Genomic DNA, 22,143 nt, shown 5'->3' on the forward strand with positions numbered 1-22,143 from the left:
CCTGTCTCTTTAGTGTGATACCGCTTTTATAATCAGGGTGATTCCCTCAACGGCAATGACTTCAACCTGCGTTCCGGCGCTCAAATCGTCACGGGCGCTAACGGGCCAGGAGCTGTCGCCGACGCGCATATGTCCGCGACCATTGACCAGGGTGGTTTCCAGAATAAATCGACGGCCAACCAGCTGTTGTCCGCGCTGGTTAAGATGGCTGTCGGCTGGCTTTTGCTCCTGAACGCGCCTTGCCAGCCACTTCCACCACAGCCAGGCCGCCAGCAGAGTGAGGACAGCGAACATTGCCCCCTGCCACGCCCAGTCTAGCGGAACGAGCCAGACGACAAGACCGGTAATCACCGCAGCCACGCCGCTCCACAGCAGATAGCCGTTGCCGCCCAGCATCTCGGCGGCGAGTAGCAAACCGCCGAGGCTGAGCCAGAAGATGTGCGGGTGCACCAGAATCATCGCTATCATGATTTTTTCCGCTCGCTGGCGCTGTCCTTAACCAGTTCGGCGATCCCGGCAATGGAGCCCATCAGGCTACTGGCATCCAGCGGCATCATCACCACTTTGCTGTTATTCGACGAACCGATATGCTGCAGCGCTTCGGTGTATTTCTGCGCCACGAAGTAGTTCACGGCCTGAATATCCCCGGCGGCAATGGCCTCAGACACCATCTGCGTGGCGCGGGCTTCTGCTTCTGCGGAACGTTCACGCGCTTCAGCCTGTAAAAATGCGGACTGACGTTCACCTTCCGCAATGAGGATTTTCGATTGCTTCTCACCTTCGGCCTTAACGATTTCTGCCTGACGGATCCCTTCGGCTTCAAGAATGTAGGCGCGCTTGGTACGTTCGGCTTTCATTTGTGCGTTCATGGCGTCGATAAGTTCTGCAGGAGGACGCACGTCGCGGATCTCAATACGGGTGATTTTTATTCCCCAGGGATTGGTGGCCTCATCAACGATATGCAGCAGGCGCGTGTTGATGTTGTCGCGCTGGGAGAGCATTTCATCGAGCTCCATCGAGCCGAGAACAGTACGAATGTTGGTCATGGTCAGGTTGATGATCGCCAGTTCCAGGTTGCTGACTTCATACGCGGCTTTCGGCGCGTCGATCACCTGAATAAAGCACACAGCATCAATCGAGACGTTGGCGTTATCTTTGGAGATGACTTCCTGAGAGGGGATATCAAGCACCTGTTCCATCATATTGATCTTACGACCAATGCGGTCCATGAATGGTACAACAAGGCTTAAACCCGGTTGCAGGGTTTTGGTGTAACGGCCAAAACGCTCTACCGTCCACTGATATCCCTGCGGGACGATTTTGACGCCTGCGCCGACGATCACCAGCGCGACAAAAATAAGAATAGGAATAAAAATGAGCATTGATGAAACCTCCTGTTGTGCTGTCCTTTACTGCCTCATTAGTCAAATTATACCCGATTTATCAAGGTGAGCTCCCCTATAATAAATTACAGGGATATACCCGTCATACTTCAAGTTGCATGTGCGTTAGCTGCGTTACTCGGCCCATCCCTGGGCCTCGCCCCTGCGGGGTCGCTGTAAGCAGCGCTCAAATTTGCTCCTGGCAGATTTGTCGCTCACCCCAGTCACATAGTTAACTATGCTCCCGGAGGTTCACTCACTTGCCGCCGCCATGCAACTCGAATTATTTTGGGTATACACTGTCTGCACGAAAGATGTAAAAAGGGATTGGTAATGGAAGAAAGCAGCATTCTGCTTCAGTTAAAAAATGTCGCGTGGCAGGCAGGGGCGACGCAGGTTCTTAATAACATCTGTTTTGATCTCCGCGCTGGAGAATTTAAGCTGATTACCGGCCAGTCCGGCTGTGGTAAAAGTACGTTACTCAAGATTGTGGCGTCGTTAATAAGTCCGACTGGTGGTGAGATTCTCTTTGAGGGCAAAGAGATAAATACCCTCAAGCCGGAAACGTATCGCCAGCAGGTCTCTTATTGCGCGCAAACGCCCGCTTTGTTTGGTGACACCGTTTACGATAATCTCATTTTCCCCTGGCAAATCCGCAACAAAAGTCCGGATCCAGATGTGTTTCTGGCCGATCTGGCCCGCTTTGAGTTACCCGAGACGATCCTCAAAAAAAATATCAATGAGCTATCCGGCGGCGAAAAGCAGCGCGTCTCGTTAATTCGTAATTTGCAGTTTCTGCCGAAAATTCTGCTGCTTGATGAAATCACCAGCGCGCTGGATGAAGCCAACAAGCGTAATGTAAACGAATTAATTCACCACTATGTTCGCGAAAAGAATATTGCTGTGCTGTGGGTGACGCATGACAAAGATGAAATTGAACATGCGGATAACGTCATAACCCTTCAACCGCACGCCGGTGAAATGCAGGAAGTCAGCAATGAACGAGCATAATATTACCAATGAATCCCTGGCGTTAGCGATGATGCTGGTGGTGGTCGCGATACTGATCAGCAACAAAGAAAAGCTGGCGCTGGAAAAAGATATTCTCTGGAGCGTTTGCCGGGCAGTGGTTCAGCTTATTATCGTGGGCTACGTGCTGAAATATATTTTCGGCGTCAACCATAGCATTCTGACCTTATTGATGGTGCTGTTTATCTGCTTTAACGCGGCCTATAACGCGCAAAAACGCAGTAAATATATTGATAAAGCTTTTCTCTCGTCGTTTATTGCTATTACGGTGGGAGCGGGGCTAACGCTTTCGGTGCTGGTTCTTTCAGGCTCTATCGAGTTCACGCCGATGCAGGTTATCCCTATTTCCGGCATGATTGCAGGCAATGCGATGGTTGCGGTAGGGCTGTGTTACAACAATCTGGGGCAGCGGTTTAACAGCGAGCAGCAGCAAATTCAGGAAAAACTCAGCCTCGGCGCAACGCCGAAGGTGGCTTCTGCACCGCTTATTCGCGACAGCATTCGCGCCTCGCTTATCCCGACGATTGATTCAGCGAAGACCGTGGGGCTGGTGAGTTTACCGGGGATGATGTCAGGATTGATCTTTGCAGGTATTGACCCGGTAAAAGCGATTAAGTATCAGATTATGGTGACGTTTATGCTGCTATCAACCGCCAGCCTGTCAACCATTATCGCCTGCTACTTAACCTATCGAAAATTCTATAATTCGCGCCACCAATTAGTGGTAACGCATTTGAAGAAGATGTGATGTGATGCCGGAGGGATCGGTATTTGTCGAATTTACAGGCCCGATAAGCGCGCAGGCGCTATCGGGCAAAATCAAATGGATTAGTACAGCAGCGCGTACAGCTGGCGGCGGTACTTCGAGGCCAGCGCATCGCCCGTACCCAGTGCGGCAAGGATCTCCTGGAAGGTCTTACGTGCCTGACCATCGGCAGCCGTAAGATCTTTCTTCAGGTGGCTGAACAGTAATTCCAGTGATTCCTCGTTGCGCCCGACCTGGTGCAATTGAATAGCCAACTGCGTTGCCAGTGCCGCATCCTGCGGATTGTTGGCGACCTGCTGCTGCAACTGTTGGATTTCCGGCGTATCAGCTGCCTGTTTCAGCAGTTCAATCTGCGCGATCAGTCCCTGATAGCGGGTGTCCTGATCCTGCAACGGAATGGTTTTCAGTACCGCTTCGGCTTCATCAGAACGGTTCAGGGCGATTTGTGTTTCCGCCAGTAGCAGACCAATTTCGCTGCTCTGGTTGGAGATCTGCCAGGCTTCTTTCAGCAACGGCAGTGCATCCGCGTGATTACCGGCTTCGATGAATTCGATAGCCTGGCGTGCTTTCAGCTCTTCTTCGCTCGGCAGCACTTTCTCCAGCAGCGCGCGAATAACCTCTTCCGGCTGCGGGCCCTGGAATCCATCTACCGGCTGGCCGTTCTGGAACAGATAAACCGTAGGGATCGCGCGCAGACCAAACTGGGAGGCGATCATCTGCTCGGCATCGCAGTCCAGCTTAGCGAGAATAAACTGACCGTTATACTGGGCGGCAAGGCTCTCCAGTACCGGCGTTAATTGCAGACAATGCTGGCTGCGCTCAGACCAAAAATAGAACAGGACCGGCGTGGTCATCGACTGTTCGAGGGTCTGCTGTAGGTTCGATTCGTTAATGTTAACAATATTCTGTGTGGACATGGAGTTACTCTCTTTTGTCGATTTCTTGTTACATGGGGGCTGACGCGCGAGCTTCAACTCAACCCTGTAAAATTTTGTCCATTATGCGGCCTGGTAACAGGCGTTTAAGCAGCATCACTGCCCAGGTCACCAGCGTAACCGGATAACGTAGCTTTGGTTTATCGCTCTCAAACGCATGACGCACTTTGGCGACAACCGCTTCTGGTCCCAGCGTAAAACGCGCGGCAATGCCGGGATTTTCAACGGGAGCATCTCTCTGGGTCTGGTTGACGTTTTCGGTAAAGCGGGTACGGATGGGGCCGGGTTCAATCAGGCTGACCTTAATCCCGCTATGGCGCAGTTCCATACGCAGTGCGTCGGACCAGGCTTCCAGTGCATATTTGCTGGCGGCATAGGCGCCGCGTCCCGGCGTTGAGATCAATCCCATCACCGATGAGGTCATCACAATGCGCCCTTCGCCGTGGGGTAACATGGCAGGTAACAGGCGCATGGTAAGCTGATGTGCGCCAAAAAAGTTGGCGGAAAACTGCTGTTCCATCTGTTCACGGCTGATGGTGGGCAGTGGACCATAGACACCGTATCCGGCGTTGTTAAAGATCCCATATAAACGATTATCGGTCAGGGCGATCACTTCATCGGCGGCACGATCCACGCTTTCGGGTGAATCCAGATCCAGCAACACGCCAGTGAATCCCATGCTGTTCATACGCGCGACATCGTCAGGTTTGCGACAGCCTGCCAGAATTTGAAAACCCTGGCGCTTTAGCTCAAGCGCACTTTCCAGGCCGATTCCGCTGGAACATCCTGTTATTAAGACCGATTTTTGCATAACTTTACCTGTCAGGATCTCCGTTGTTTTATGAGTCGTGATTTACTATATCCGTCATACTTCAAGTTGTCTGTGCGTTGGCTACGCTCGCTCCCCCCAGTCACATAGTTATCTATGCTCCTGGGAACTCTCTCACTTGCCGCCTTCATACAACTCGAATTATTTAGGATAGAAAAGGTGTGAGATGTTGCGCCATCCAGTCGGCGATAAACGGCTGGGCATCACGGTTAGGATGAATACCATCATCCTGCATCCACTGGGGTTTCAGATAAACCTCTTCCATGAAAAATGGCAGCAGAGGAACATCAAACTCTTTGGCGAGCTTTGGATAAATCGCGCTAAAGGTTTCATTATAACGGCGACCGTAGTTTGCCGGCAGACGAATTTGCATCAGCAGTGGTTCGGCATTTGCCGCTTTCACGTCCTGCAAAATTGTTCGCAGGGTTTGTTCGGTTTGCGCAGGCGCAAAGCCGCGCAGGCCGTCGTTGCCGCCAAGTTCGACCAGCACCCAGCGCGGCTGGTGCTGCTTGAGCAATGCAGGCAGACGGGCCAGACCTTGCTGCGAGGTGTCGCCGCTAATGCTGGCATTCACCACCGGCGTTTTGGTTTGCCATTTATCATTAAGTAGCGCAGGCCACGCGGCGCTGGCGGACATACGGTATCCGGCGCTCAGGCTGTCACCCAGAATTAATAACGTGTCCGCAGCGGCGGCGCGGAAAGTTAACAGGACCAGGAACAGGAAAGGCCAATGCCAGCGGAAAACATTGTTGAAGTTCATCATCTTAAGAAATCCGTCGGTCAGGGTGATCATGAGCTATCCATCCTTACCGGAGTTGAACTGGTTGTCAAACGCGCCGAGACCATTGCGTTGATTGGCGAGTCGGGATCGGGGAAATCCACGCTGCTGGCGATTCTCGCCGGGCTGGACGATGGCACCAGCGGTGAAGTCAGTCTGGTGGGGCAGGCGCTGCACACCATGGACGAAGAAGCCCGGGCGCAGCTGCGGGCGCGGCACGTGGGTTTTGTCTTCCAGTCATTCATGTTAATTCCGACCCTCAACGCGCTGGAAAACGTCGAACTACCCGCGTTGTTGCGCGGCGAAAACAGCGGAAAAAGTCGTGACGGGGCAAAAACGCTGCTGGAGCAACTGGGGTTGGGAAAACGTCTTGATCATCTTCCGGCCCAGCTTTCCGGCGGGGAGCAGCAGCGCGTGGCGTTGGCGCGGGCCTTTAACGGTCGCCCTGACGTGCTGTTTGCCGATGAACCAACGGGCAATCTGGACCGCCAGACCGGAGACAAAATCGCCGACCTGCTGTTTTCTCTGAACCGGGAACACGGTACCACCCTGATTCTGGTGACCCATGACCCGCAGCTGGCGGCGCGTTGCGATCGGCGTTTACGCCTGGTGAACGGACAGTTGCAGGAGGTGGCATGATTGCACGCTGGTTCTGGCGCGAATGGCGCTCGCCTTCATTACTGATTGTCTGGCTGGCGCTGAGCCTGGCGGTAGCTTGTGTGCTGGCGCTGGGCAATATCAGCGATCGTATGGAAAAAGGGCTGAGCCAGCAAAGCCGTGAGTTTATGGCGGGCGATCGGTCGCTACAAAGTTCGCGTACCGTGCCGAAAGCGTGGATTGACGAGGCGCGACAGCGTGGTCTGAAGGTGGGAGAACAGCTGACCTTTGCTACCATGACTTTTGCCCGCGATACGCCGCAACTGGCGAACGTTAAAGCGGTGGATGATGTGTATCCGATGTACGGCACGCTGCAAACTAACCCGCCGGGACTGAAACCGCAGCCGGGCTCGGTGCTGCTGGCCCCACGTCTGATGGCGCTACTCAACTTAAAAGTCGGTGATTCCATCGACGTTGGCGATGCCACGCTGCGTATTGCCGGGGAGGTGGTGCAGGAGCCTGACTCTGGTTTTAATCCGTTCCAGATAGCACCGCGTCTGATGATGAACATGGCGGATGTCGAAAAAACGGCGGCGGTCCAGCCGGGAAGTCGCGTGACCTGGCGCTATAAATTTGGCGGGACGCCGTCGCAACTGGAAGCCTATGAAAAGTGGCTGCTGCCACAGTTAAAGCCTGAACAGCGCTGGTATGGGCTGGAGCAGGATGAAGGGGCGCTGGGGAAATCACTTGAGCGTTCGCAACAGTTCTTGCTGCTTTCGGCGCTGTTAACGCTGTTGCTGGCAGTCGCCGCGGTTGCCGTGGCGATGAGCCATTATTGCCGCAGCCGTTACGATCTGGTGGCTATTCTGAAAACCCTCGGCGCGGGCAGAGCGCAGTTGCGCAGGCTGATTGTTGGTCAATGGTTGATGGTGCTGGCGCTGTCTGGCGTGACCGGCGGACTATTCGGGCTGTTATTTGAGCGCGTGCTGGTGCTGCTGCTCAAGCCGGTTCTGCCCGGAGAACTACCGCCTGCCAGCCCCTGGCCGTGGCTATGGGCACTAGGCACCATGACGGTGATTTCGCTCTTGGTGGGGTTACGCCCGTACCGTCTACTGCTGGCGACGCAGCCACTGCGGGTGCTACGCCGTGACGTGGTGGCAAACGTCTGGCCGCTGAAGTTTTATTTGCCGGTGGTCGTGATAGTCGTGATTGCACTGCTTGCTGGACTGATGGGCGGAAGTCCGCTGCTGTGGGCGGTACTGGCTGGTGCGGTGGTACTGGCGCTGTTGTGCGGGGTGCTCGGCTGGATGCTGCTCAACGTTCTGCGTGGTCTGACGCTCTCCTCACTGCCGCTGCGTTTGGCGGTCAGTCGACTGTTACGCCAGCCGTGGTCAACGCTCAGCCAGCTATCGGCATTTTCGCTTTCCTTTATGCTGCTGGCGTTGTTACTGGTGCTGCGCGGCGATCTGCTCGACCGCTGGCAGCAGCAAATGCCGCCGGAAAGTCCGAACTATTTTCTGATCAACATTGCCACCGAGCAGGTGGTTCCGCTGAAGGCTTTCCTGTCCGAGCATCAGGTGATCCCGGAATCGTTCTATCCGATTGTGCGGGCGCGTCTGACGGCGATCAATGAGAAGCCGACCGAAGGCAATCAGGATGAGGCGCTGAACCGCGAGCTTAATCTTACCTGGCAGGATACCCGACCGGATCATAACCCGATAACCGCCGGAAGCTGGCCGCCAAAAGCGGGCGAAGTGTCGATGGAAGAGGGGTTAGCGAAACGGCTGAACGTCAAACTCGGCGATCGAGTGACCTTTATGGGCGACACCCAGGATTTCAGCGCCACGGTCAGCAGTCTGCGCAAAGTGGACTGGGAAAGCCTGCGGCCCAACTTCTTCTTTATCTTCCCCTCCGGCGCGCTGGATGCTCAGCCGCAAAGCTGGTTAACCAGCTTTCGCTGGGAGAACGGCAACGGCATGCTAACGCAGCTTAACCGCGAATTCCCGACCATCAGCCTGCTGGATATTGGCGCCATCCTCAAACAGGTGAGCCAGGTGCTGGATCAGGTGAGCCGCGCACTGGAGGTGATGGTGGTACTGGTCACCGCCTGTGGCATGCTGCTGCTATTGGCGCAGGTCCAGGTCGGGATGCGTCAGCGTCATCAGGAGTTGGTGGTCTGGCGCACGCTGGGCGCGGGTAAGAAGCTGCTGCGTACCACGCTGTGGTGCGAGTTCGCCATGCTCGGGATGGTTGCCGGACTGGTGGCAGCCATCGGCGCAGAAACGGCGCTGGCGGTACTGCAAACCAGAGTGTTTGATTTCCCGTGGGAACCAGACTGGCGACTGTGGGTAGTATTACCATTTAGTGGAGCACTGCTGCTCTCTTTATGCGGCGGATGGCTCGGTTCACGTCTGCTAAAAGGTAAAGCGCTATTCCGTCAGTTCAGTAGTTAATTCATATTCGTGATGATTACGCACCGGTTTTTAAATCGGTGCGTCTTTTTTTCTATGTAGCACAAAATGATAACTCCTTGATATTTAACAGCACAGAACAATAAAAACCCAACAACACGAGAGTATTAATAAACGTTAATATTTGTGTGCTGAATAATTGGCAGGCTATCTATCAAGGTATAAATAATGACTATAAAAAAAACAGCGCTGGCGGTATCGATCGGCGCAGCAGTGGCATTAACGACTTTCGCTTCACAGGCGGAAATCACGGTCCTGAAACAAGATCCGCAGGCGGGCAACCCGCTGAGCCGTCTTAACTTCACCGTCGGCGGCAGTATTCGTCCGCAGTTCCAGAATATGGCCGGTGACGATGGTAAGAATGGCTACAAACGTAATGGCTTCGATGGCGGTACACGTTTCCGCTTCGCCGCTGACTACTATCTGTTTGATGATATCAGTTGGGTGAGCTACTACGAGCTGGGCGTTAACTTCCCGGCGATGTTCAACTGGGATAACCACTACGCTGACGGTGCCAACGATACCACGCGTCGTATGTTGTACACCGGTCTGAAGAGTGCAACCTGGGGTACGCTGACCTTCGGTCAACAGAACAGCATTTACTATGATGTAGTCGGTGCGAAAACGGATATCTGGGACTATGACATGATCGGTCAGGCGCCAGGTAACGGTATTAATGGCGACTATGATGGTTCCTATCGTACGCGCAAATCTCTGAAGTATAAGAATACCGTTGGTGATGTGGATCTCTACGCCTCTTATCTGTTCAGTGATGATTACAACCCGAACAACGGTCTGCGCTACAAGCGTAAAGGCGGCGGCTCGCTGGGTGTGGATTATCACATTACCGATGACCTGACCTGGGGTACGGCGTGGAACTACACTCGCGCGGAAATGCGTGGCAACACCAGCAAAACCTACGATCAAAACATCGTCGGTACTGCGCTGAGCTGGAAACCGGACAACTGGACCTTCTCGCTGGGCGGCGGTTGGTATCAAAACTTCATGACCACCAAAAAAGTCTCTGTTAACGACTACTTTGCCGGTGATGCCTGGGGTCTGGAATACTTCGCGGGATACACCTTCCCGGTTGGTCAGTATGCGCTGAAATCCGTTCAGCCTTACTTTATGGGCGACCGTATTGAGTACGTGAATGGCCGTAACTACCTGCGTACCGACAACGGCGTGGGGATCAGCTTCCAGCTGGATTACGGTTTCCGTGTTGACTACGAACACGTCTTTACCTCCAGCACCGACAATCTGGGTGACATGAACCTGGTTCGTCTGCGTTACGACTTCTAATCGACGCCTGCCGCCCGATGCGCTTGCGCTTATCGGGCCTAAGAAAGCTGTTGTAGGCCGGATAAGGCACTTGTGCCGACATCCGGCTTTTTCATACCTTCTTTCATTTAAAAACATACTCTGCAACATCATGAAATAATTTCAAGGACAGCAGGTTGTGATCTGTGTCATGTTAACAATCAGCCTGTTAACAGGCCAACAAGAACAACGCCGCAAGAACGGCGTGAGACATGACACCACAACGTTAAAATGGAGAGAATATGGGATTGCGTCAGAGTTTACGCGTCGCGACCGGGGCGCTGTTACTGGCCTGTGGATTACAGTTTGCTCATGCGAACAGTGACCCGCACACAATCGTGTTTGGCGTCGCGCCTGGGCCATACGGTGATATGGTGAAACAGGCCATTGCCCCCACGCTGAAAGAGAAAGGCTATAAGGTAGTGGTGCGCGAATTCAGCGATTACGTGCAGCCAAACATGGCGCTCTCCAACGGCAGCATTGATGCTAACCTGTTCCAGCATTCGCTCTATTTTGACAAATTCACCGCAGATAAAGGCCTGAAGCTGAGCAAGCTGATTGTGGTCCCGACGGCAGGGATGGGGTTTTACTCACATAAAATCAAAAGCCTGGATGAGTTGAAAAAAGGAGATGTGATCACGCTCTCCAACGATCCCACTAACCTGGCTCGCGGTCTGCGTTTCCTGCAGTCTATTGGCCTTATCACCATCAAAGACAATATTGATCCAACTAAAGCCTCCGAGCGCGATATCGCCAGCAATCCGAAAGGGCTGGTGTTTAAACCGCTGGAAGCGGCACAGCTGCCGCGTACGCTGGACGGTGTGACCGGTGCGCTGGTCAACGGTAACTTTGCCGTGGCGGCAAAAATGGATCTCGCCAGCGCCATCAAGCAGGAACACCTGGACGAAAATCTGAAAAATATCATCGCGGTACGCAGTGAAGATGCGGATAAACCGTTCGCAAAAGATATTGTTGAGGCGGTGAAATCTCCGGCGTATCGCGCGGTGATCGACGATCCGCAAAATATCTACAGCGCCTTCCAGAAACCGGAATGGATGTCGACAGCCCAATAATCGCTGCGCACAAGGGTTAACAGGGGCAGCGACGACTGCCCTTTTCGCATTTCTGAGGTGGCTATGATTGAGATTGAGAAAGTTTGCGTGGATTTTAGCGCAGGCCGTGGACCATCAACCCGGGCGGTTGATGACGTTAGCTTGCGCATTGGCGCAGGTGAGATATTTGGCATTGTCGGGACCAGCGGCGCGGGGAAAAGTACGCTGCTGCGCACCCTGAACGCCTTAACGCGTCCGAGCCAGGGAAGCGTGAAGGTGAACGGCGTAGAAATTTCCGCGCTGGAAGGGGGGCATCTACGTAAAGCCCGTCAGCGTATCGGTATGATTTTTCAACATTTTAACCTGATGCATACCCGTACCGTGGCGCAAAACGTCGCCTTTAGTCTGAAGGCTGCCGGATGGGAGCGCAGTAAAATTGGCCCGCGCGTGAGCGAAATCCTGGCGCTGGTGGGGCTGTCAGACAAGGCGAACCGCTTTCCGGTTCAGCTCAGCGGTGGGCAAAAGCAGCGTGTGGGTATTGCCCGCGCGATTGCCAATCACCCGGATGTGCTGCTGTGTGATGAACCTACCTCGGCGCTGGACCTCGAAACCTCAGCCACGATTCTGGCGTTGCTTAAGCAGATCAACCAACAGTTGGGGATCACGATCGTGCTGATCACTCACGAGATGAACGTGATCAAATCGATTTGTGATCGCGTGGCGGTGATGTCCGGCGGCAAGGTGGTGGAATCCGGTGAGGTGTTTGACGTTTTTGCTCACCCGCAGCATGCGTTCACACAGCAGCTGGTGTCACATACCCTCAATTTGACGCTGCCCGAGCGTCTGCGCCAGCATCTGCCTGGCCAGTTGCTAAAAATTCTGTTCATCGGCGATTCGGCGGAACAGCCGGTGTTGTCAGAAGTGGCGGTTAAATTTGGCGTGGCGGTGAACATTCTGCACGGCAAAATTGAGTATATCGGTGAACGTGCGCTGGGGATTCTGGTGGTGCAACTGACCGCGCCGCATAACCCTTCTGCGGTGGATGTCGCCGTGGAACATATTCGTCAACGTACTGCACAGGTGGAGGTGATTCGTGGATGATTTATTGCCGGATTTGACGCTGGCGTTTAATGAAACTTTCCAGATGCTGAGCATCTCTACGGTGCTGGCAATTATTGGCGGACTGCCGCTCGGTTTTCTTATTTTCGTCACCGATCGGCATTTATTCTGGCAAAACCGTTTTGTGTATCTGCTCAGCTCCGTGCTGGTGAATATCATTCGTTCGGTGCCGTTTGTGATCCTGCTGGTTCTGCTGTTGCCGCTAACCCAGTTTTTGCTCGGGAATACCATTGGCCCGATTGCGGCGTCGGTCCCGCTCTCAGTAGCGGCAATCGCCTTCTATGCCCGTCTGGTTGATAGCGCGCTACGTGAAGTCGATAAAGGGATTATTGAAGCGGCGGAAGCGTTTGGTGCCAGCCCGATGCGCATCATCTGCACCGTTCTGTTACCTGAAGCGAGCGCGGGTCTGCTGCGTGGGTTGACGATAACGCTGGTGAGTCTGATCGGTTACTCCGCGATGGCCGGGATCGTTGGCGGCGGTGGAGTCGGCGACCTGGCGATTCGCTTTGGTTATTACCGCTACGAAACCCAGGTCATGATCGTCACCGTGGTGGCGCTGATTATTCTGGTGCAGGTCGTTCAGGTGCTGGGTGACTGGCTGGCAAAACGCGCAGATAAGCGCGACAGACACTGATCACTGTGCGTTAAGCCAGTCGGCAACGTCCTGCCATGTGCCGCGAAAGACGATTTTCGCGGCTTTCTTTTCCAACTGATAACGATACATCGGGTCGTAATACTCGTTGAGCAACGGTACCAGCCAGCCCATATGGGCGTCGGTGCTGCCCGTTACCTGCTGTTCGCGCAGGGCCTCGTCGAGCAGGGTGGTCAGCTCGGCAAAACGTTGTAAACCCAGACGGCGGCGGATAGCAAACAGGCCGTGGTGCAGGTACTCGCTGTACTCCTGCCAGCCCTGGCTCTCGCCATAAGCGTGGGTAAAATCGTGGTGCATCTTCACGAAATACTCTTCGCGCAGTCGTTCCAGACGACGCTCAAAAGGATCGTTCACCACCGCAATTGATGCCTGGGTCATGCGCTCGCGCAGGCATTCGGGCAGATGATTAGCCCCGATCATGCGGCCTTCATCTTCCAGTACCCACAGACGTAAATCCTGACGGCTATCGGTTTTGAGCATTTCAACCGCCAGCAGGTTTTCAAAACTCGCCTGACTCAATTGAGGTTCAACGGTGCGACCAAACGAGGAGCCGCGATGGTGCGCTAGACCTTCGAGATCCACACCGTTTGGCTGCTGTTGCACCAGTTGGGTTTTGCCGTTCCCGGTACAGCCGCCAATTAAGACGATCGGCTTTTGCACTAATTCTTCAGTCAGCTGTATCACTGCCTGGCGCAGGGCTTTGTAACCGCCTTTAATCAGCGGATAGTCAATGCCGGACTCGTGCAGCCACTGCTGCACAATATGCGAACGCTGACCGCCACGCGCGCAGCATAAATAGCCCGCAGGATTTTGATGACAGGCATCCAGCCAGGCATGCATACGCTGTTGGCGGGTTTCACCCGAGACCAGTTGATGGCCGAGCGCGAGGGCGGCTTCGGGTCCCTGACGTTTATAACAGGTCCCAACGGCGGCACGTTCGTCATCGTTCATTAAGGGAAGGTTGATTGCGCCCGGCATTGCGCCCTGCTGAAATTCCACGGGGGCGCGTACATCGATTAAAGGCGTACCGGCGAGCAAAATTGCGCGGTAGTCCGTTCCATCGTTCATGTTTGATCCTGAAAATACAAAACAGCAATGGAGGGGATTTTACGCGCCAGAGGAGGGGCCGGGGAAGGATAAAATCAACTCCCCGGCATTATTGGCTTATTTCAGCTTTGACTGCGCCCAGATAATACCGCTGGCATATTCCGGCGGCAGCAGGGGGATAAGCGCTTCCAGAGTCGCGCTAAGGCGCGCGGTATCGCTGTCGCTCAGGTTCAGGTGACCCACCTTACGCCCTTCACGCACCTCTTTGTCATACCAGTGCAGATGCACCAGCGGCAGCTTCAGCCAGTCGTAGTTCAGGTCGCTACCAATCAGGTTTACCATCACCGAAGGGTGGTTCACCACCGGCGTCGGTAATGGCAGGTTGGTAATGGCACGTAGATGCAACTCAAACTGGCTGATGCTGGCGCCGTTTTGCGTCCAGTGGCCACTGTTGTGCACGCGCGGAGCCAGTTCGTTAATCAGCAGACCTTCCGGGGTGATGAAACACTCCATCGCCATCACGCCGACATAGCCCAGCTCCTGCATGATGGCAGAGAGCATTGCTTCAGCCTGTTCCTGCTGTCTGGCGTTAGCCTGCGGGAATACCACGCTGGTGCGCAGAATGCCATCCTGATGCAGGTTATGGGTCAGCGGATAGAAAACGGTGCTGCCGTCGTGCGCACGAGCGCCAACCAGTGAGACTTCACCGGAGAAGTTGATTCCCCGCTCGACGATGCACTCGCCGTAGCAGTCGTCCGGCAGTTGCTCGGTTTCATTTGCGCGCAAGCGCCACTGTCCACGTCCGTCGTAGCCGCCGACGCGACGTTTCACGATCGCCAGCTCGCCAAGTTTGTCGAAGACAGCAGACCATTCGCTTTTATCTGCCAGCAGTTGCCACGGCGCGGTCGCCAGACCGAGTTTGTCAAAAAGCTGCTTTTGCGTCAGACGGTCGGCAATAATCGGGAAGACGTCGCGGTTAACAAACGCCGGGTGGCGTGCCAGTTCGCGGGTGAGTGCCGTTTCCGGCCAGCGCTCAATCTCAGCGGTGATCACGCTTTGCTGAAAAGGGACCGCAGCCGGTTCAGCGTCCAGCCCGACGGGCCAGACGGCTATGCCCAGTGGCTCACCGGCCTGGCGCAGCATGCGCCCTAGCTGTCCGTTGCCAAGTACGCAGACCTGCTTCATGCGACACCTCGCGGGTCCGGGTTCTCCAGCACCTCATCGGTTTGCGCTTTGCGCCAGTCGTTCAGACGCTGGTGTAAGGCTTTGTCGTGTGTTGCCAGAATTTGTGCTGCCAGCAGGGCCGCATTTGCCGCACCCGCTTTGCCGATCGCCAGCGTGCCGACCGGAATACCGCGCGGCATTTGAACGATAGAGTAGAGGCTATCTACGCCGCTCAGCGCTGCGCTTTGCACCGGAACACCGAGGACAGGCACCAGCGTTTTCGCCGCAATCATGCCAGGCAAATGCGCTGCGCCACCGGCCCCGGCAATAATCACCTGATAACCGTTCTCTTCAGCGCTTTCGGCGAAGCTAAACAGTTTGTCTGGGGTGCGGTGGGCGGAGACGACTTCAACATGATGCGGAACGTCCAGGATTTCGAAGATTTCGGCGGCGAACTGCATGGTAGCCCAGTCGCTTTTGGACCCCATCACGATGGCGACACGCGCCGGATTATTGCGGGAAGACATGCGTCTGAAAACTCCTGTGGTGCACTACACTCGACTTTTGAGGCCACAGAGAATAGCATAATTCACCGCCAAGGAAAACGATTGCGCGCTTTGCACTTCACTCTTCAAGCGGCCTCTTTGTTGGCTACATCTGCTCACCCCAGTCACTTACTTTTGTAAGCTTCAGGGGACTCACAGATTTGCCGCCTCGATGCAACTCGAATAGTTTTGTGTAAAGAGGAACTGGGTATCTGCAGAATTAAAACGGAAATGCGATCAGTTCAACGTCGTCAGGGGTGACTTTGATCATCGAACCTTCGGTGTGCCATGCGCCTAAAACCACGCGGAAAGCGGGTTGCTCATTGGCCGTAAGCTCGTGGACGGCAGGGCGGTGGGTATGGCCGTGAATTAACCACTGAACCTGATGTTTTTCCATCTCGCTAATCACGGCCTGCTGATTCACATCCATGATTTCCAGCGATTTGGTGTCGTTGGCTGCTTTGCTGTTGGCACGCATTTTCGCAGCGATTCGCTGGCGAACGAACAGCGGCAGAGCGAGGAACAGCTTCTGTAACCAGGGTTGATGCACTTTGGCGCGAAATGCCTGATAGCCTGCGTCGTCGGTGCATAAGGTGTCGCCATGCATGATCAGCACCTTGCGGCCATACAGGTCGAGCACTTTTTCTTCGGGAAGCAAGGTCATGCCGCTCGCACGGGCAAAACGTTTACCGAGCAGAAAATCACGGTTGCCGTGAATAAAAAAGCAGGGAACGCCGGAATCAGTCAGTGATTTTATCGCCGCGGCCATTTCACGATGCAGCGGATTAGGATCGTCGTCACCAATCCAGGCTTCAAACAGGTCGCCAAGAATGTATAGCGCATCGGCCTTTCGCGCATCACCGGCTAAAAAACGCAGAAAACCGGCGGTGATCGCCGGTTCTTCTGTGCAGAGGTGAAGATCTGCAATAAACAGTGTCGCCACGATTACTCGCTGACGGTCACGTTTTCGATGATAACGTCTTCTTTTGGCACATCCTGATGCATACCGCTGCGACCAGTGGAAACGCCTTTGATTTTATCAACCACGTCCATGCCTTCAACAACTTCAGCGAACACGCAGTAACCCCAACCCTGCATGCTTTCGCCGGAGAAGTTCAGGAAGTCGTTGTCTGCAACGTTGATGAAGAACTGTGCGGTTGCGGAGTGCGGAGCCTGAGTACGCGCCATCGCCAGCGTACCACGGGTATTTTTCAGACCGTTGTTCGCTTCGTTTTTGATCGCTTCTTTCGTGGCTTTTTGCTTCATGCCTGGCTCGAAACCGCCGCCCTGGATCATGAAACCGTTAATAACACGGTGGAAAATGGTGTTGTTGTAAAAACCTTCGCGGCAGTAGTCCAGGAAGTTTTTAACTGTTTCAGGCGCTTTATCATCAAACGTTTTGATTACGATATCGCCGTGATTAGTGTGGAAAGTAACCATTTTTGCATCCTGTTCCGATAGATTGGTGCTTCGACCCCGTCAAGGGTCAGAGTTAGGGGTGTGTTATAGCATAACCGCAAGCTGCGATCACCTCGCAAAGTGTGCTGCTTCCGGTCTAAATTATGGGTATTATACAGACTTTACTATCCACACACGTCTACACGGAATCTTCGATGTTAAAAATCTTTAATACACTGACGCGCCAAAAAGAGGAATTCAAACCTATTCATGCCGGGGAAGTCGGCATGTACGTGTGTGGTATTACCGTTTACGATCTCTGTCATATTGGCCACGGACGTACCTTCGTTTCTTTCGACGTCGTTGCGCGTTATCTGCGCTTCCTCGGCTATAAGCTGAAGTATGTGCGCAACATTACCGATATCGATGACAAAATCATCAAGCGCGCGAATGAAAACGGCGAAAGCTTTGTGGCGTTGGTCGACAGAATGATCGCGGAAATGCACAGCGATTTCGATGCGCTGAATATTCTGCGCCCGGATCTGGAGCCGCGTGCTACGCACCATATTGCTGAAATTATCGAAATCACTGAACAGCTGATTGCCAAAGGTCACGCTTACGTTGCTGATAACGGCGACGTGATGTTCGACGTGCCGACTGACCCGAACTACGGCCAGCTGTCGCGCCAGGATCTGGATCAGCTGCAGGCAGGCGCACGCGTTGACGTGGTTGATGTGAAGCGCAACCCGATGGACTTCGTGCTGTGGAAAATGTCCAAAGAAGGCGAGCCGAGCTGGCCGTCTCCGTGGGGAGCGGGCCGTCCGGGCTGGCACATCGAATGTTCGGCGATGAACTGCAAACAGTTGGGCAACCATTTCGATATTCACGGCGGCGGTTCGGACCTGATGTTCCCGCACCATGAAAACGAAATCGCTCAGTCCACCTGTGCACATGACGGTGAGTACGTTAATTACTGGATGCACTCAGGGATGGTGATGGTTGACCGCGAGAAAATGTCCAAATCGCTGGGCAACTTCTTTACCGTTCGCGATGTGCTGAAATACTACGATGCCGAAACCATCCGTTACTTCCTGATGTCCGGTCATTACCGTAGTCAGTTAAACTACAGCGAAGAGAACCTCAAGCAGGCGCGTTCTGCGCTGGAGCGTCTGTATACCGCGCTGCGTGGCACCGACAAATCCGTTGCGCCAGCCGGTGGCGAAGCCTTTGAAGCGCGCTTTATTGAAGCGATGGACGATGACTTCAACACCCCGGAAGCCTACTCCGTGCTGTTTGATATGGCGCGTGAGGTTAACCGTCTGAAGGGTGAAGATATGGCGGCGGCTAACGGCATGGCTGCGCATCTGCGTAAGCTTTCCAGCGTACTGGGCCTGCTGGAACAGGATCCAGAGGCATTCCTGCAAAGCGGTGCGCAGGCGGATGATGGTGAAGTTGCTGAAATTGAAGCGTTAATCCAACAGCGTCTGGATGCACGTAAGGCGAAAGACTGGGCGGCAGCTGACGCCGCGCGTGACCGTCTCAACGAGATGGGCATCGTGCTGGAAGACGGCCCGCAGGGTACCACCTGGCGTCGTAAGTAACTCTGTAATGCCCGGTGGCGCTTACGCTTACCGGGCCGTGTAGGCCGGATAAGACGCATCGCGTCGCATCCGGCAGATTAATGTTTCCGATACCACCACAGCACACCCATCATTACGATTCCCGGCAGCCATACCCACATCAACTCCGACATGATCACCTGGTGCCCGTACGGCGTGGCGTAGCGTGATAACGCAAACGGGGCGACTTTAATCACCTGCCATGGCGCGAAGAAGCGTTCATCCGACCACGGCCACAGCCAGCCGACGCCTTTGCCGCCGGTGGTGACAGAATCCAGCAGACTGTGGGACAGCAGTGAAACTGTCAGGAATAGCCAGCAGCGAATCAATCCCGCCTTAAACCATCGTCGGCCAATCATGACGCAGAGCAGCGGTACCACGAAGGCGAACAGCAGTGAGTGGGTAAATCCCCGGTGGCCAAACACATTGCCGTAGGCGACGCCGAACTTAAATGACAACACGTCGGCATCTGGCAGCATGGCCAGAACGACGCCAGCAAACAGTAATCGTGGGGGGATGACTTTAAGTCCGAGACCTAAGCCTAAACAGAGCGGAACGGCCGCGTGAGTAACGATAGTGGGCATGATGATCGCTTCGTGTTGAAAAACAACATGCTAACAGTTCACTGTGAAGCGGGGATGAAGTCATTATCTGAAAACGAGAGGGGGAAGTAGCCGGATACGGTGTTAACCTCATCCGGCACTTAGGGTCACGCCACGACGTTAATGCTGTGGCCTTCAAAGCTGACTGTCTGTCCGGCAACGATTTTGCAGCGTTTACGCGTTTCAACAACGCCATCGACCTTCACTAACCCTTCGCCAATAGCAATTTTTGCCTGGGCGCCGCTTTCGCTCCAGCCTTCCAGCTTCAGCAAATCGCAGAGTTCAACGTGTGGGTGTTTACCCAGTGAAAATGTGGCCATCTTAAACGTCCTTTACATCATGATATTCAACACACGCCTGCAGCGTGTTTTCGATAAGTGTGGCGACCGTCATTGGGCCTACGCCGCCGGGGACCGGCGTGATATATGACGCTCGTGCGGCCGCATCGTCAAAGACCACATCGCCAACAACCTTACCATTCTCCAGACGGTTGATGCCGACATCAATCACAATCGCACCTTCTTTGATCCACTCACCAGGAATAAAGCCCGGTTTACCGACGGCAACAATCAGCAGGTCAGCATTTTCTACGTGGCGGCGCAGATCTTTGGTGAATCGGTGGGTGACGGTGGTGGTGCAGCCAGCCAGCAGTAGCTCCATACTCATTGGGCGACCGACAATATTCGAGGCGCCAATGACCACGGCATTCAGACCGTAGGTATCGATGTTGTAACGCTCAAGCAGGGTAACAATACCGCGCGGAGTACATGGGCGCAGGCGCGGCGCGCGCTGGCACAGACGACCGACGTTATACGGGTGGAAACCGTCAACGTCTTTATCTGGTGCAATACGTTCCAGAACTTTCACGTTGTCGATACCCGCCGGCAACGGCAGCTGTACCAGGATACCGTCGATGGTGGTATCTGCATTGAGCGTATCGATCAGCTCAAGAAGCTCCGCCTCGCTGGTGGTTTCAGGCAGGTCATAGGAGCGGGAGACAAACCCCACTTCGTCACAGGCTTTGCGTTTACTCGCAACATAAATCTGCGAAGCCGGGTTGCTACCTACCAGCACAACAGCCAGGCCTGGGGCGCGTAATCCAGCCGCTAAACGCGCCTGAACTTTTTGAGCAACCTCAGAGCGCACCTGCTGCGCAATCGTTTTACCGTCAATAATCTTTGCTGCCATCAGAGAGAGAATTCCGTCTGTTACGTTAAACCGAAGGGGATGCCACTATTTTGTCAGAAGCGGGGCGTGCTGTCAGTTTTCGTTTGCGTTTTTACGTGCGATAGGGATCACCGCGGTCCGCGTACGGGGTCAGTTCAGAGGCTGAAGTCCCCCGGATAATTAATGAGCATGCGAATTAAAATTAACGTGAATGAAACAATTCATCACCCTGGTGTTTTCAGGGGTAATGCGCCATAAACCAGTCTGTTACGTACCTTTATGGAAGGATTTAAGTAATATTCACCCAGATTTTTCTTAGGTCCCAATAAGAATTGGCCAGGGTCAATAAAAGGATTTGCAGGTATTTTTCATTAATTGAAATGTTTAATTTAACCCTGTGACGAATAGTCATATTCGCGAAGATTAATTAGTGAATCAAATACTCAGGAGAGTTGGGGTAAAAGGTTAGCTAAGGAAGGTGCGAATAAGCAGGTCATTTCTTCCCAAGCTGACTCGCTGATTAAAATTTCGCGGATCTGGGCCGATTTTTTTCCCGCAAACACATCGAATCAGCCTATTTAGGCTATTTTTTCCACCATTTCTGGCGTTATTTCCGGTTTTTACTGAGATCTCTCCCACTGACGTATCATTTGGTCCACCCGAAACAGGTTGGCCAGGGTGAATAACATCGCCAGTTGGTTATCGTTTTTCAGCAGCCCCTTGTATCTGGCTTTCACGAAGCCGAACTGCCGCTTGATGATGCGAAACGGGTGCTCCACCCTGGCACGGATGCTGGCTTTCATGTATTCGATGTTGATGGCCGTTTTGTTCTTGCGCGGATGCTGCTTCAAGGTTTTTACCCTGCCGGGACGCTCGGCGATCAGCCAGTCCACATCCACCTCGGCCAGCTCCTCGCGCTGTGGCGCTCCTTGGTAGCCGGCATCGGCTGAGACAAATTGCTCCTCTCCATGAAGCAGATTACCCAGCTGATTGAGGTCATGCTCGTTGGCCGCGGTGGTGACTAGGCTGTGGGTCAGGCCACTCTTGGCATCGACACCAATGTGGGCCTTCATGCCAAAGTGCCACTGATTGCCTTTCTTGGTCTGATGCATCTCCGGATCGCGTTGCTGCTCTTTGTTCCTGGTAGAGCTGGGTGCCTCAATGATGGTGGCATCCACCAAAGTGCCTTGGGTCATCATGACGCCTGCTTCGGCCAGCCAGCGATTGATGGTCTTGAACAATTGACGGGCCAGTTGATGCTGCTCGAGCAGGTGGCGGAAATTCATGATGGTGGTGCGATCCGGCAGGGCGCTATCCAGGGATAATCGGGCAAACAGGCGCATGGAGGCGATTTCGTACAGGGCATCTTCCATGGCACCGTCGCTCAGGTTGTACCAATGCTGCATGCAGTGAATACGCAGCATGGTCTCCAGCGGATAGGGCCGTCGGCCATTGCCCGCCTTGGGATAAAACGGCTCGATGACAGCGGTCATATTCTGCCATGGCAGAATCTGCTCCATGCGGGAGAGGAAAATCTCTTTTCGGGTCTGACGGCGCTTAGTGCTGAATTCACTATCGGCGAAGGTGAGTTGATGGCTCATGATGTCCCTCTGGGATGCGCTCCGGATGAATATGATGATCTCATATCAGGAACTTGTTCGCACCTTCCCT

23 protein-coding genes are annotated in these 22,143 nt (G+C 54.0%); 9 read left to right on the forward strand and 14 right to left on the reverse strand.

What is annotated here, in order from left to right; genetic code table 11:
• Nucleotides 1-9 precede the first annotated feature (9 nt).
• Nucleotides 10-468: an NfeD family protein gene (locus tag OGY71_RS09545; RefSeq protein WP_126955905.1), complete on the reverse strand. Its 459-nt coding sequence runs from the start codon at nt 466-468 to the stop codon at nt 10-12.
• On the reverse strand, nt 465-1,382 hold the full coding sequence (locus tag OGY71_RS09550; protein WP_003831073.1) for an SPFH domain-containing protein: 918 nt from the start codon (nt 1,380-1,382) through the stop codon (nt 465-467). The genes OGY71_RS09545 and OGY71_RS09550 overlap by 4 nt, the downstream gene beginning before the upstream one ends.
• Nucleotides 1,383-1,715: 333 nt before the next feature.
• Between OGY71_RS09550 and fetA the strand changes: the two genes are divergently transcribed.
• Complete coding sequence (gene fetA, locus OGY71_RS09555; RefSeq protein ID WP_286613179.1) at nt 1,716-2,393, forward strand: iron efflux ABC transporter ATP-binding subunit FetA; 678 nt, start codon at nt 1,716-1,718, stop codon at nt 2,391-2,393.
• Entirely contained in the window at nt 2,380-3,159 is a 780-nt protein-coding gene (gene fetB, locus OGY71_RS09560) for an iron efflux ABC transporter permease subunit FetB (RefSeq protein ID WP_191221750.1), read from the forward strand. The genes fetA and fetB overlap by 14 nt, the downstream gene beginning before the upstream one ends.
• A gap of 80 nt (nt 3,160-3,239) precedes the next feature.
• Here fetB and OGY71_RS09565 read toward each other — a convergent pair whose 3' ends face one another.
• The 3 genes from OGY71_RS09565 to tesA all read right to left on the reverse strand — a co-directional run bounded on the left by OGY71_RS09565 (nt 3,240) and on the right by tesA (nt 5,701).
• A complete protein-coding gene (locus OGY71_RS09565; protein ID WP_003831076.1) occupies nt 3,240-4,094 on the reverse strand; it encodes a co-chaperone YbbN in 855 nt (284 codons plus the stop codon).
• A 58-nt stretch (nt 4,095-4,152) separates the two neighbouring features.
• Nucleotides 4,153-4,923 (reverse strand): SDR family oxidoreductase, encoded by a 771-nt coding sequence (locus tag OGY71_RS09570; RefSeq protein ID WP_063941334.1) that lies wholly within the window; start codon nt 4,921-4,923, stop codon nt 4,153-4,155.
• Between the two features lie 163 nt (nt 4,924-5,086).
• Entirely contained in the window at nt 5,087-5,701 is a 615-nt protein-coding gene (tesA, locus tag OGY71_RS09575) for a multifunctional acyl-CoA thioesterase I/protease I/lysophospholipase L1 (RefSeq protein WP_032934351.1), read from the reverse strand.
• Here tesA and ybbA point away from each other — a divergent pair.
• From ybbA to OGY71_RS09605, 6 genes are all read left to right on the forward strand, one after another.
• Nucleotides 5,672-6,358 carry a putative ABC transporter ATP-binding protein YbbA gene (ybbA, locus tag OGY71_RS09580; protein ID WP_003831080.1) on the forward strand — a complete coding sequence of 229 codons (687 nt, stop codon included), beginning with the start codon at nt 5,672-5,674 and terminating at the stop codon, nt 6,356-6,358. The genes tesA and ybbA overlap by 30 nt on opposite strands.
• The gene (gene ybbP / locus OGY71_RS09585; RefSeq protein ID WP_164563034.1) at nt 6,355-8,769 is read left to right on the forward strand and encodes a putative ABC transporter permease subunit YbbP; all 2,415 of its coding nucleotides are present in this window, start codon (nt 6,355-6,357) and stop codon (nt 8,767-8,769) included. Before ybbA ends, ybbP begins: the two co-directional genes overlap by 4 nt.
• 186 nt (nt 8,770-8,955) lie before the next feature.
• A complete protein-coding gene (locus tag OGY71_RS09590; RefSeq protein ID WP_123268429.1) occupies nt 8,956-10,089 on the forward strand; it encodes a porin in 1,134 nt (377 codons plus the stop codon).
• A gap of 260 nt (nt 10,090-10,349) precedes the next feature.
• The gene (locus tag OGY71_RS09595; RefSeq protein ID WP_003831083.1) at nt 10,350-11,180 is read left to right on the forward strand and encodes a MetQ/NlpA family ABC transporter substrate-binding protein; all 831 of its coding nucleotides are present in this window, start codon (nt 10,350-10,352) and stop codon (nt 11,178-11,180) included.
• Nucleotides 11,181-11,243: 63 nt separating this feature from the next.
• Entirely contained in the window at nt 11,244-12,260 is a 1,017-nt protein-coding gene (sfbB, locus tag OGY71_RS09600) for a virulence-associated ABC transporter ATP-binding protein SfbB (RefSeq protein WP_003831084.1), read from the forward strand.
• Nucleotides 12,253-12,912, forward strand: a complete 660-nt coding sequence (locus OGY71_RS09605; protein WP_003831085.1) for a methionine ABC transporter permease — start codon at nt 12,253-12,255, stop codon at nt 12,910-12,912. Before sfbB ends, OGY71_RS09605 begins: the two co-directional genes overlap by 8 nt.
• Here OGY71_RS09605 and mnmH read toward each other — a convergent pair whose 3' ends face one another.
• The 5 genes from mnmH to ppiB form a co-directional block, all read right to left on the reverse strand.
• On the reverse strand, nt 12,913-13,998 hold the full coding sequence (gene mnmH / locus OGY71_RS09610; RefSeq protein ID WP_191221745.1) for a tRNA 2-selenouridine(34) synthase MnmH: 1,086 nt from the start codon (nt 13,996-13,998) through the stop codon (nt 12,913-12,915).
• A gap of 96 nt (nt 13,999-14,094) precedes the next feature.
• Nucleotides 14,095-15,162, reverse strand: a complete 1,068-nt coding sequence (purK, locus tag OGY71_RS09615; RefSeq protein ID WP_008783999.1) for a 5-(carboxyamino)imidazole ribonucleotide synthase — start codon at nt 15,160-15,162, stop codon at nt 14,095-14,097.
• The gene (gene purE / locus OGY71_RS09620) at nt 15,159-15,668 is read right to left on the reverse strand and encodes a 5-(carboxyamino)imidazole ribonucleotide mutase (protein WP_003831107.1); all 510 of its coding nucleotides are present in this window, start codon (nt 15,666-15,668) and stop codon (nt 15,159-15,161) included. The genes purK and purE overlap by 4 nt, the downstream gene beginning before the upstream one ends.
• Before the next feature lie 238 nt (nt 15,669-15,906).
• Entirely contained in the window at nt 15,907-16,629 is a 723-nt protein-coding gene (gene lpxH, locus OGY71_RS09625; RefSeq protein WP_003831108.1) for a UDP-2,3-diacylglucosamine diphosphatase, read from the reverse strand.
• Between the two features lie 2 nt (nt 16,630-16,631).
• Nucleotides 16,632-17,126, reverse strand: a complete 495-nt coding sequence (ppiB, locus tag OGY71_RS09630) for a peptidylprolyl isomerase B (protein WP_003021875.1) — start codon at nt 17,124-17,126, stop codon at nt 16,632-16,634.
• Between the two features lie 173 nt (nt 17,127-17,299).
• On the opposite strand from ppiB, the gene cysS reads away from it, so the two are divergent.
• Nucleotides 17,300-18,685 carry a cysteine--tRNA ligase gene (gene cysS / locus OGY71_RS09635; RefSeq protein WP_003831109.1) on the forward strand — a complete coding sequence of 462 codons (1,386 nt, stop codon included), beginning with the start codon at nt 17,300-17,302 and terminating at the stop codon, nt 18,683-18,685.
• Between the two features lie 77 nt (nt 18,686-18,762).
• Here cysS and OGY71_RS09640 read toward each other — a convergent pair whose 3' ends face one another.
• From OGY71_RS09640 to OGY71_RS09655, 4 genes are all read right to left on the reverse strand, one after another.
• Nucleotides 18,763-19,287, reverse strand: a complete 525-nt coding sequence (locus tag OGY71_RS09640; protein WP_063941352.1) for a metal-dependent hydrolase — start codon at nt 19,285-19,287, stop codon at nt 18,763-18,765.
• A 125-nt stretch (nt 19,288-19,412) separates the two neighbouring features.
• Nucleotides 19,413-19,625: a ribosome-associated protein YbcJ gene (gene ybcJ, locus OGY71_RS09645; protein WP_003831111.1), complete on the reverse strand. Its 213-nt coding sequence runs from the start codon at nt 19,623-19,625 to the stop codon at nt 19,413-19,415.
• 1 nt (nt 19,626) lies between these two features.
• Nucleotides 19,627-20,493 carry a bifunctional methylenetetrahydrofolate dehydrogenase/methenyltetrahydrofolate cyclohydrolase FolD gene (gene folD, locus OGY71_RS09650; RefSeq protein ID WP_003831112.1) on the reverse strand — a complete coding sequence of 289 codons (867 nt, stop codon included), beginning with the start codon at nt 20,491-20,493 and terminating at the stop codon, nt 19,627-19,629.
• A 599-nt stretch (nt 20,494-21,092) separates the two neighbouring features.
• Nucleotides 21,093-22,073, reverse strand: a complete 981-nt coding sequence (locus OGY71_RS09655; protein WP_016156491.1) for an IS5-like element ISKpn26 family transposase — start codon at nt 22,071-22,073, stop codon at nt 21,093-21,095.
• Nucleotides 22,074-22,143 lie beyond the last annotated feature (70 nt).

Origin of the sequence: Citrobacter sp. Cpo109 (assembly GCF_030332565.1) — a bacterium.
GTDB classification, from domain to species: domain Bacteria; phylum Pseudomonadota; class Gammaproteobacteria; order Enterobacterales; family Enterobacteriaceae; genus Citrobacter; species Citrobacter portucalensis.

What these genes read in the sequence shown, in the direction of transcription:
- OGY71_RS09545 (WP_126955905.1), bottom strand. Translation starts at nt 468, where the DNA reads ATGATAGCGATGATTCTGGTGCACCCGCACATCTTCTGGCTCAGCCTC.
- OGY71_RS09550 (WP_003831073.1), bottom strand. Translation starts at nt 1,382, where the DNA reads ATGCTCATTTTTATTCCTATTCTTATTTTTGTCGCGCTGGTGATCGTC.
- fetA (WP_286613179.1), top strand. Translation starts at nt 1,716, where the DNA reads ATGGAAGAAAGCAGCATTCTGCTTCAGTTAAAAAATGTCGCGTGGCAG.
- fetB (WP_191221750.1), top strand. Translation starts at nt 2,380, where the DNA reads ATGAACGAGCATAATATTACCAATGAATCCCTGGCGTTAGCGATGATG.
- OGY71_RS09565 (WP_003831076.1), bottom strand. Translation starts at nt 4,094, where the DNA reads ATGTCCACACAGAATATTGTTAACATTAACGAATCGAACCTACAGCAG.
- OGY71_RS09570 (WP_063941334.1), bottom strand. Translation starts at nt 4,923, where the DNA reads ATGCAAAAATCGGTCTTAATAACAGGATGTTCCAGCGGAATCGGCCTG.
- ybbA (WP_003831080.1), top strand. Translation starts at nt 5,672, where the DNA reads ATGCCAGCGGAAAACATTGTTGAAGTTCATCATCTTAAGAAATCCGTC.
- tesA (WP_032934351.1), bottom strand. Translation starts at nt 5,701, where the DNA reads ATGAACTTCAACAATGTTTTCCGCTGGCATTGGCCTTTCCTGTTCCTG.
- ybbP (WP_164563034.1), top strand. Translation starts at nt 6,355, where the DNA reads ATGATTGCACGCTGGTTCTGGCGCGAATGGCGCTCGCCTTCATTACTG.
- OGY71_RS09590 (WP_123268429.1), top strand. Translation starts at nt 8,956, where the DNA reads ATGACTATAAAAAAAACAGCGCTGGCGGTATCGATCGGCGCAGCAGTG.
- OGY71_RS09595 (WP_003831083.1), top strand. Translation starts at nt 10,350, where the DNA reads ATGGGATTGCGTCAGAGTTTACGCGTCGCGACCGGGGCGCTGTTACTG.
- sfbB (WP_003831084.1), top strand. Translation starts at nt 11,244, where the DNA reads ATGATTGAGATTGAGAAAGTTTGCGTGGATTTTAGCGCAGGCCGTGGA.
- mnmH (WP_191221745.1), bottom strand. Translation starts at nt 13,998, where the DNA reads ATGAACGATGGAACGGACTACCGCGCAATTTTGCTCGCCGGTACGCCT.
- purK (WP_008783999.1), bottom strand. Translation starts at nt 15,162, where the DNA reads ATGAAGCAGGTCTGCGTACTTGGCAACGGACAGCTAGGGCGCATGCTG.
- purE (WP_003831107.1), bottom strand. Translation starts at nt 15,668, where the DNA reads ATGTCTTCCCGCAATAATCCGGCGCGTGTCGCCATCGTGATGGGGTCC.
- ppiB (WP_003021875.1), bottom strand. Translation starts at nt 17,126, where the DNA reads ATGGTTACTTTCCACACTAATCACGGCGATATCGTAATCAAAACGTTT.
- cysS (WP_003831109.1), top strand. Translation starts at nt 17,300, where the DNA reads ATGTTAAAAATCTTTAATACACTGACGCGCCAAAAAGAGGAATTCAAA.
- OGY71_RS09640 (WP_063941352.1), bottom strand. Translation starts at nt 19,287, where the DNA reads ATGCCCACTATCGTTACTCACGCGGCCGTTCCGCTCTGTTTAGGCTTA.
- ybcJ (WP_003831111.1), bottom strand. Translation starts at nt 19,625, where the DNA reads ATGGCCACATTTTCACTGGGTAAACACCCACACGTTGAACTCTGCGAT.
- folD (WP_003831112.1), bottom strand. Translation starts at nt 20,493, where the DNA reads ATGGCAGCAAAGATTATTGACGGTAAAACGATTGCGCAGCAGGTGCGC.
- OGY71_RS09655 (WP_016156491.1), bottom strand. Translation starts at nt 22,073, where the DNA reads ATGAGCCATCAACTCACCTTCGCCGATAGTGAATTCAGCACTAAGCGC.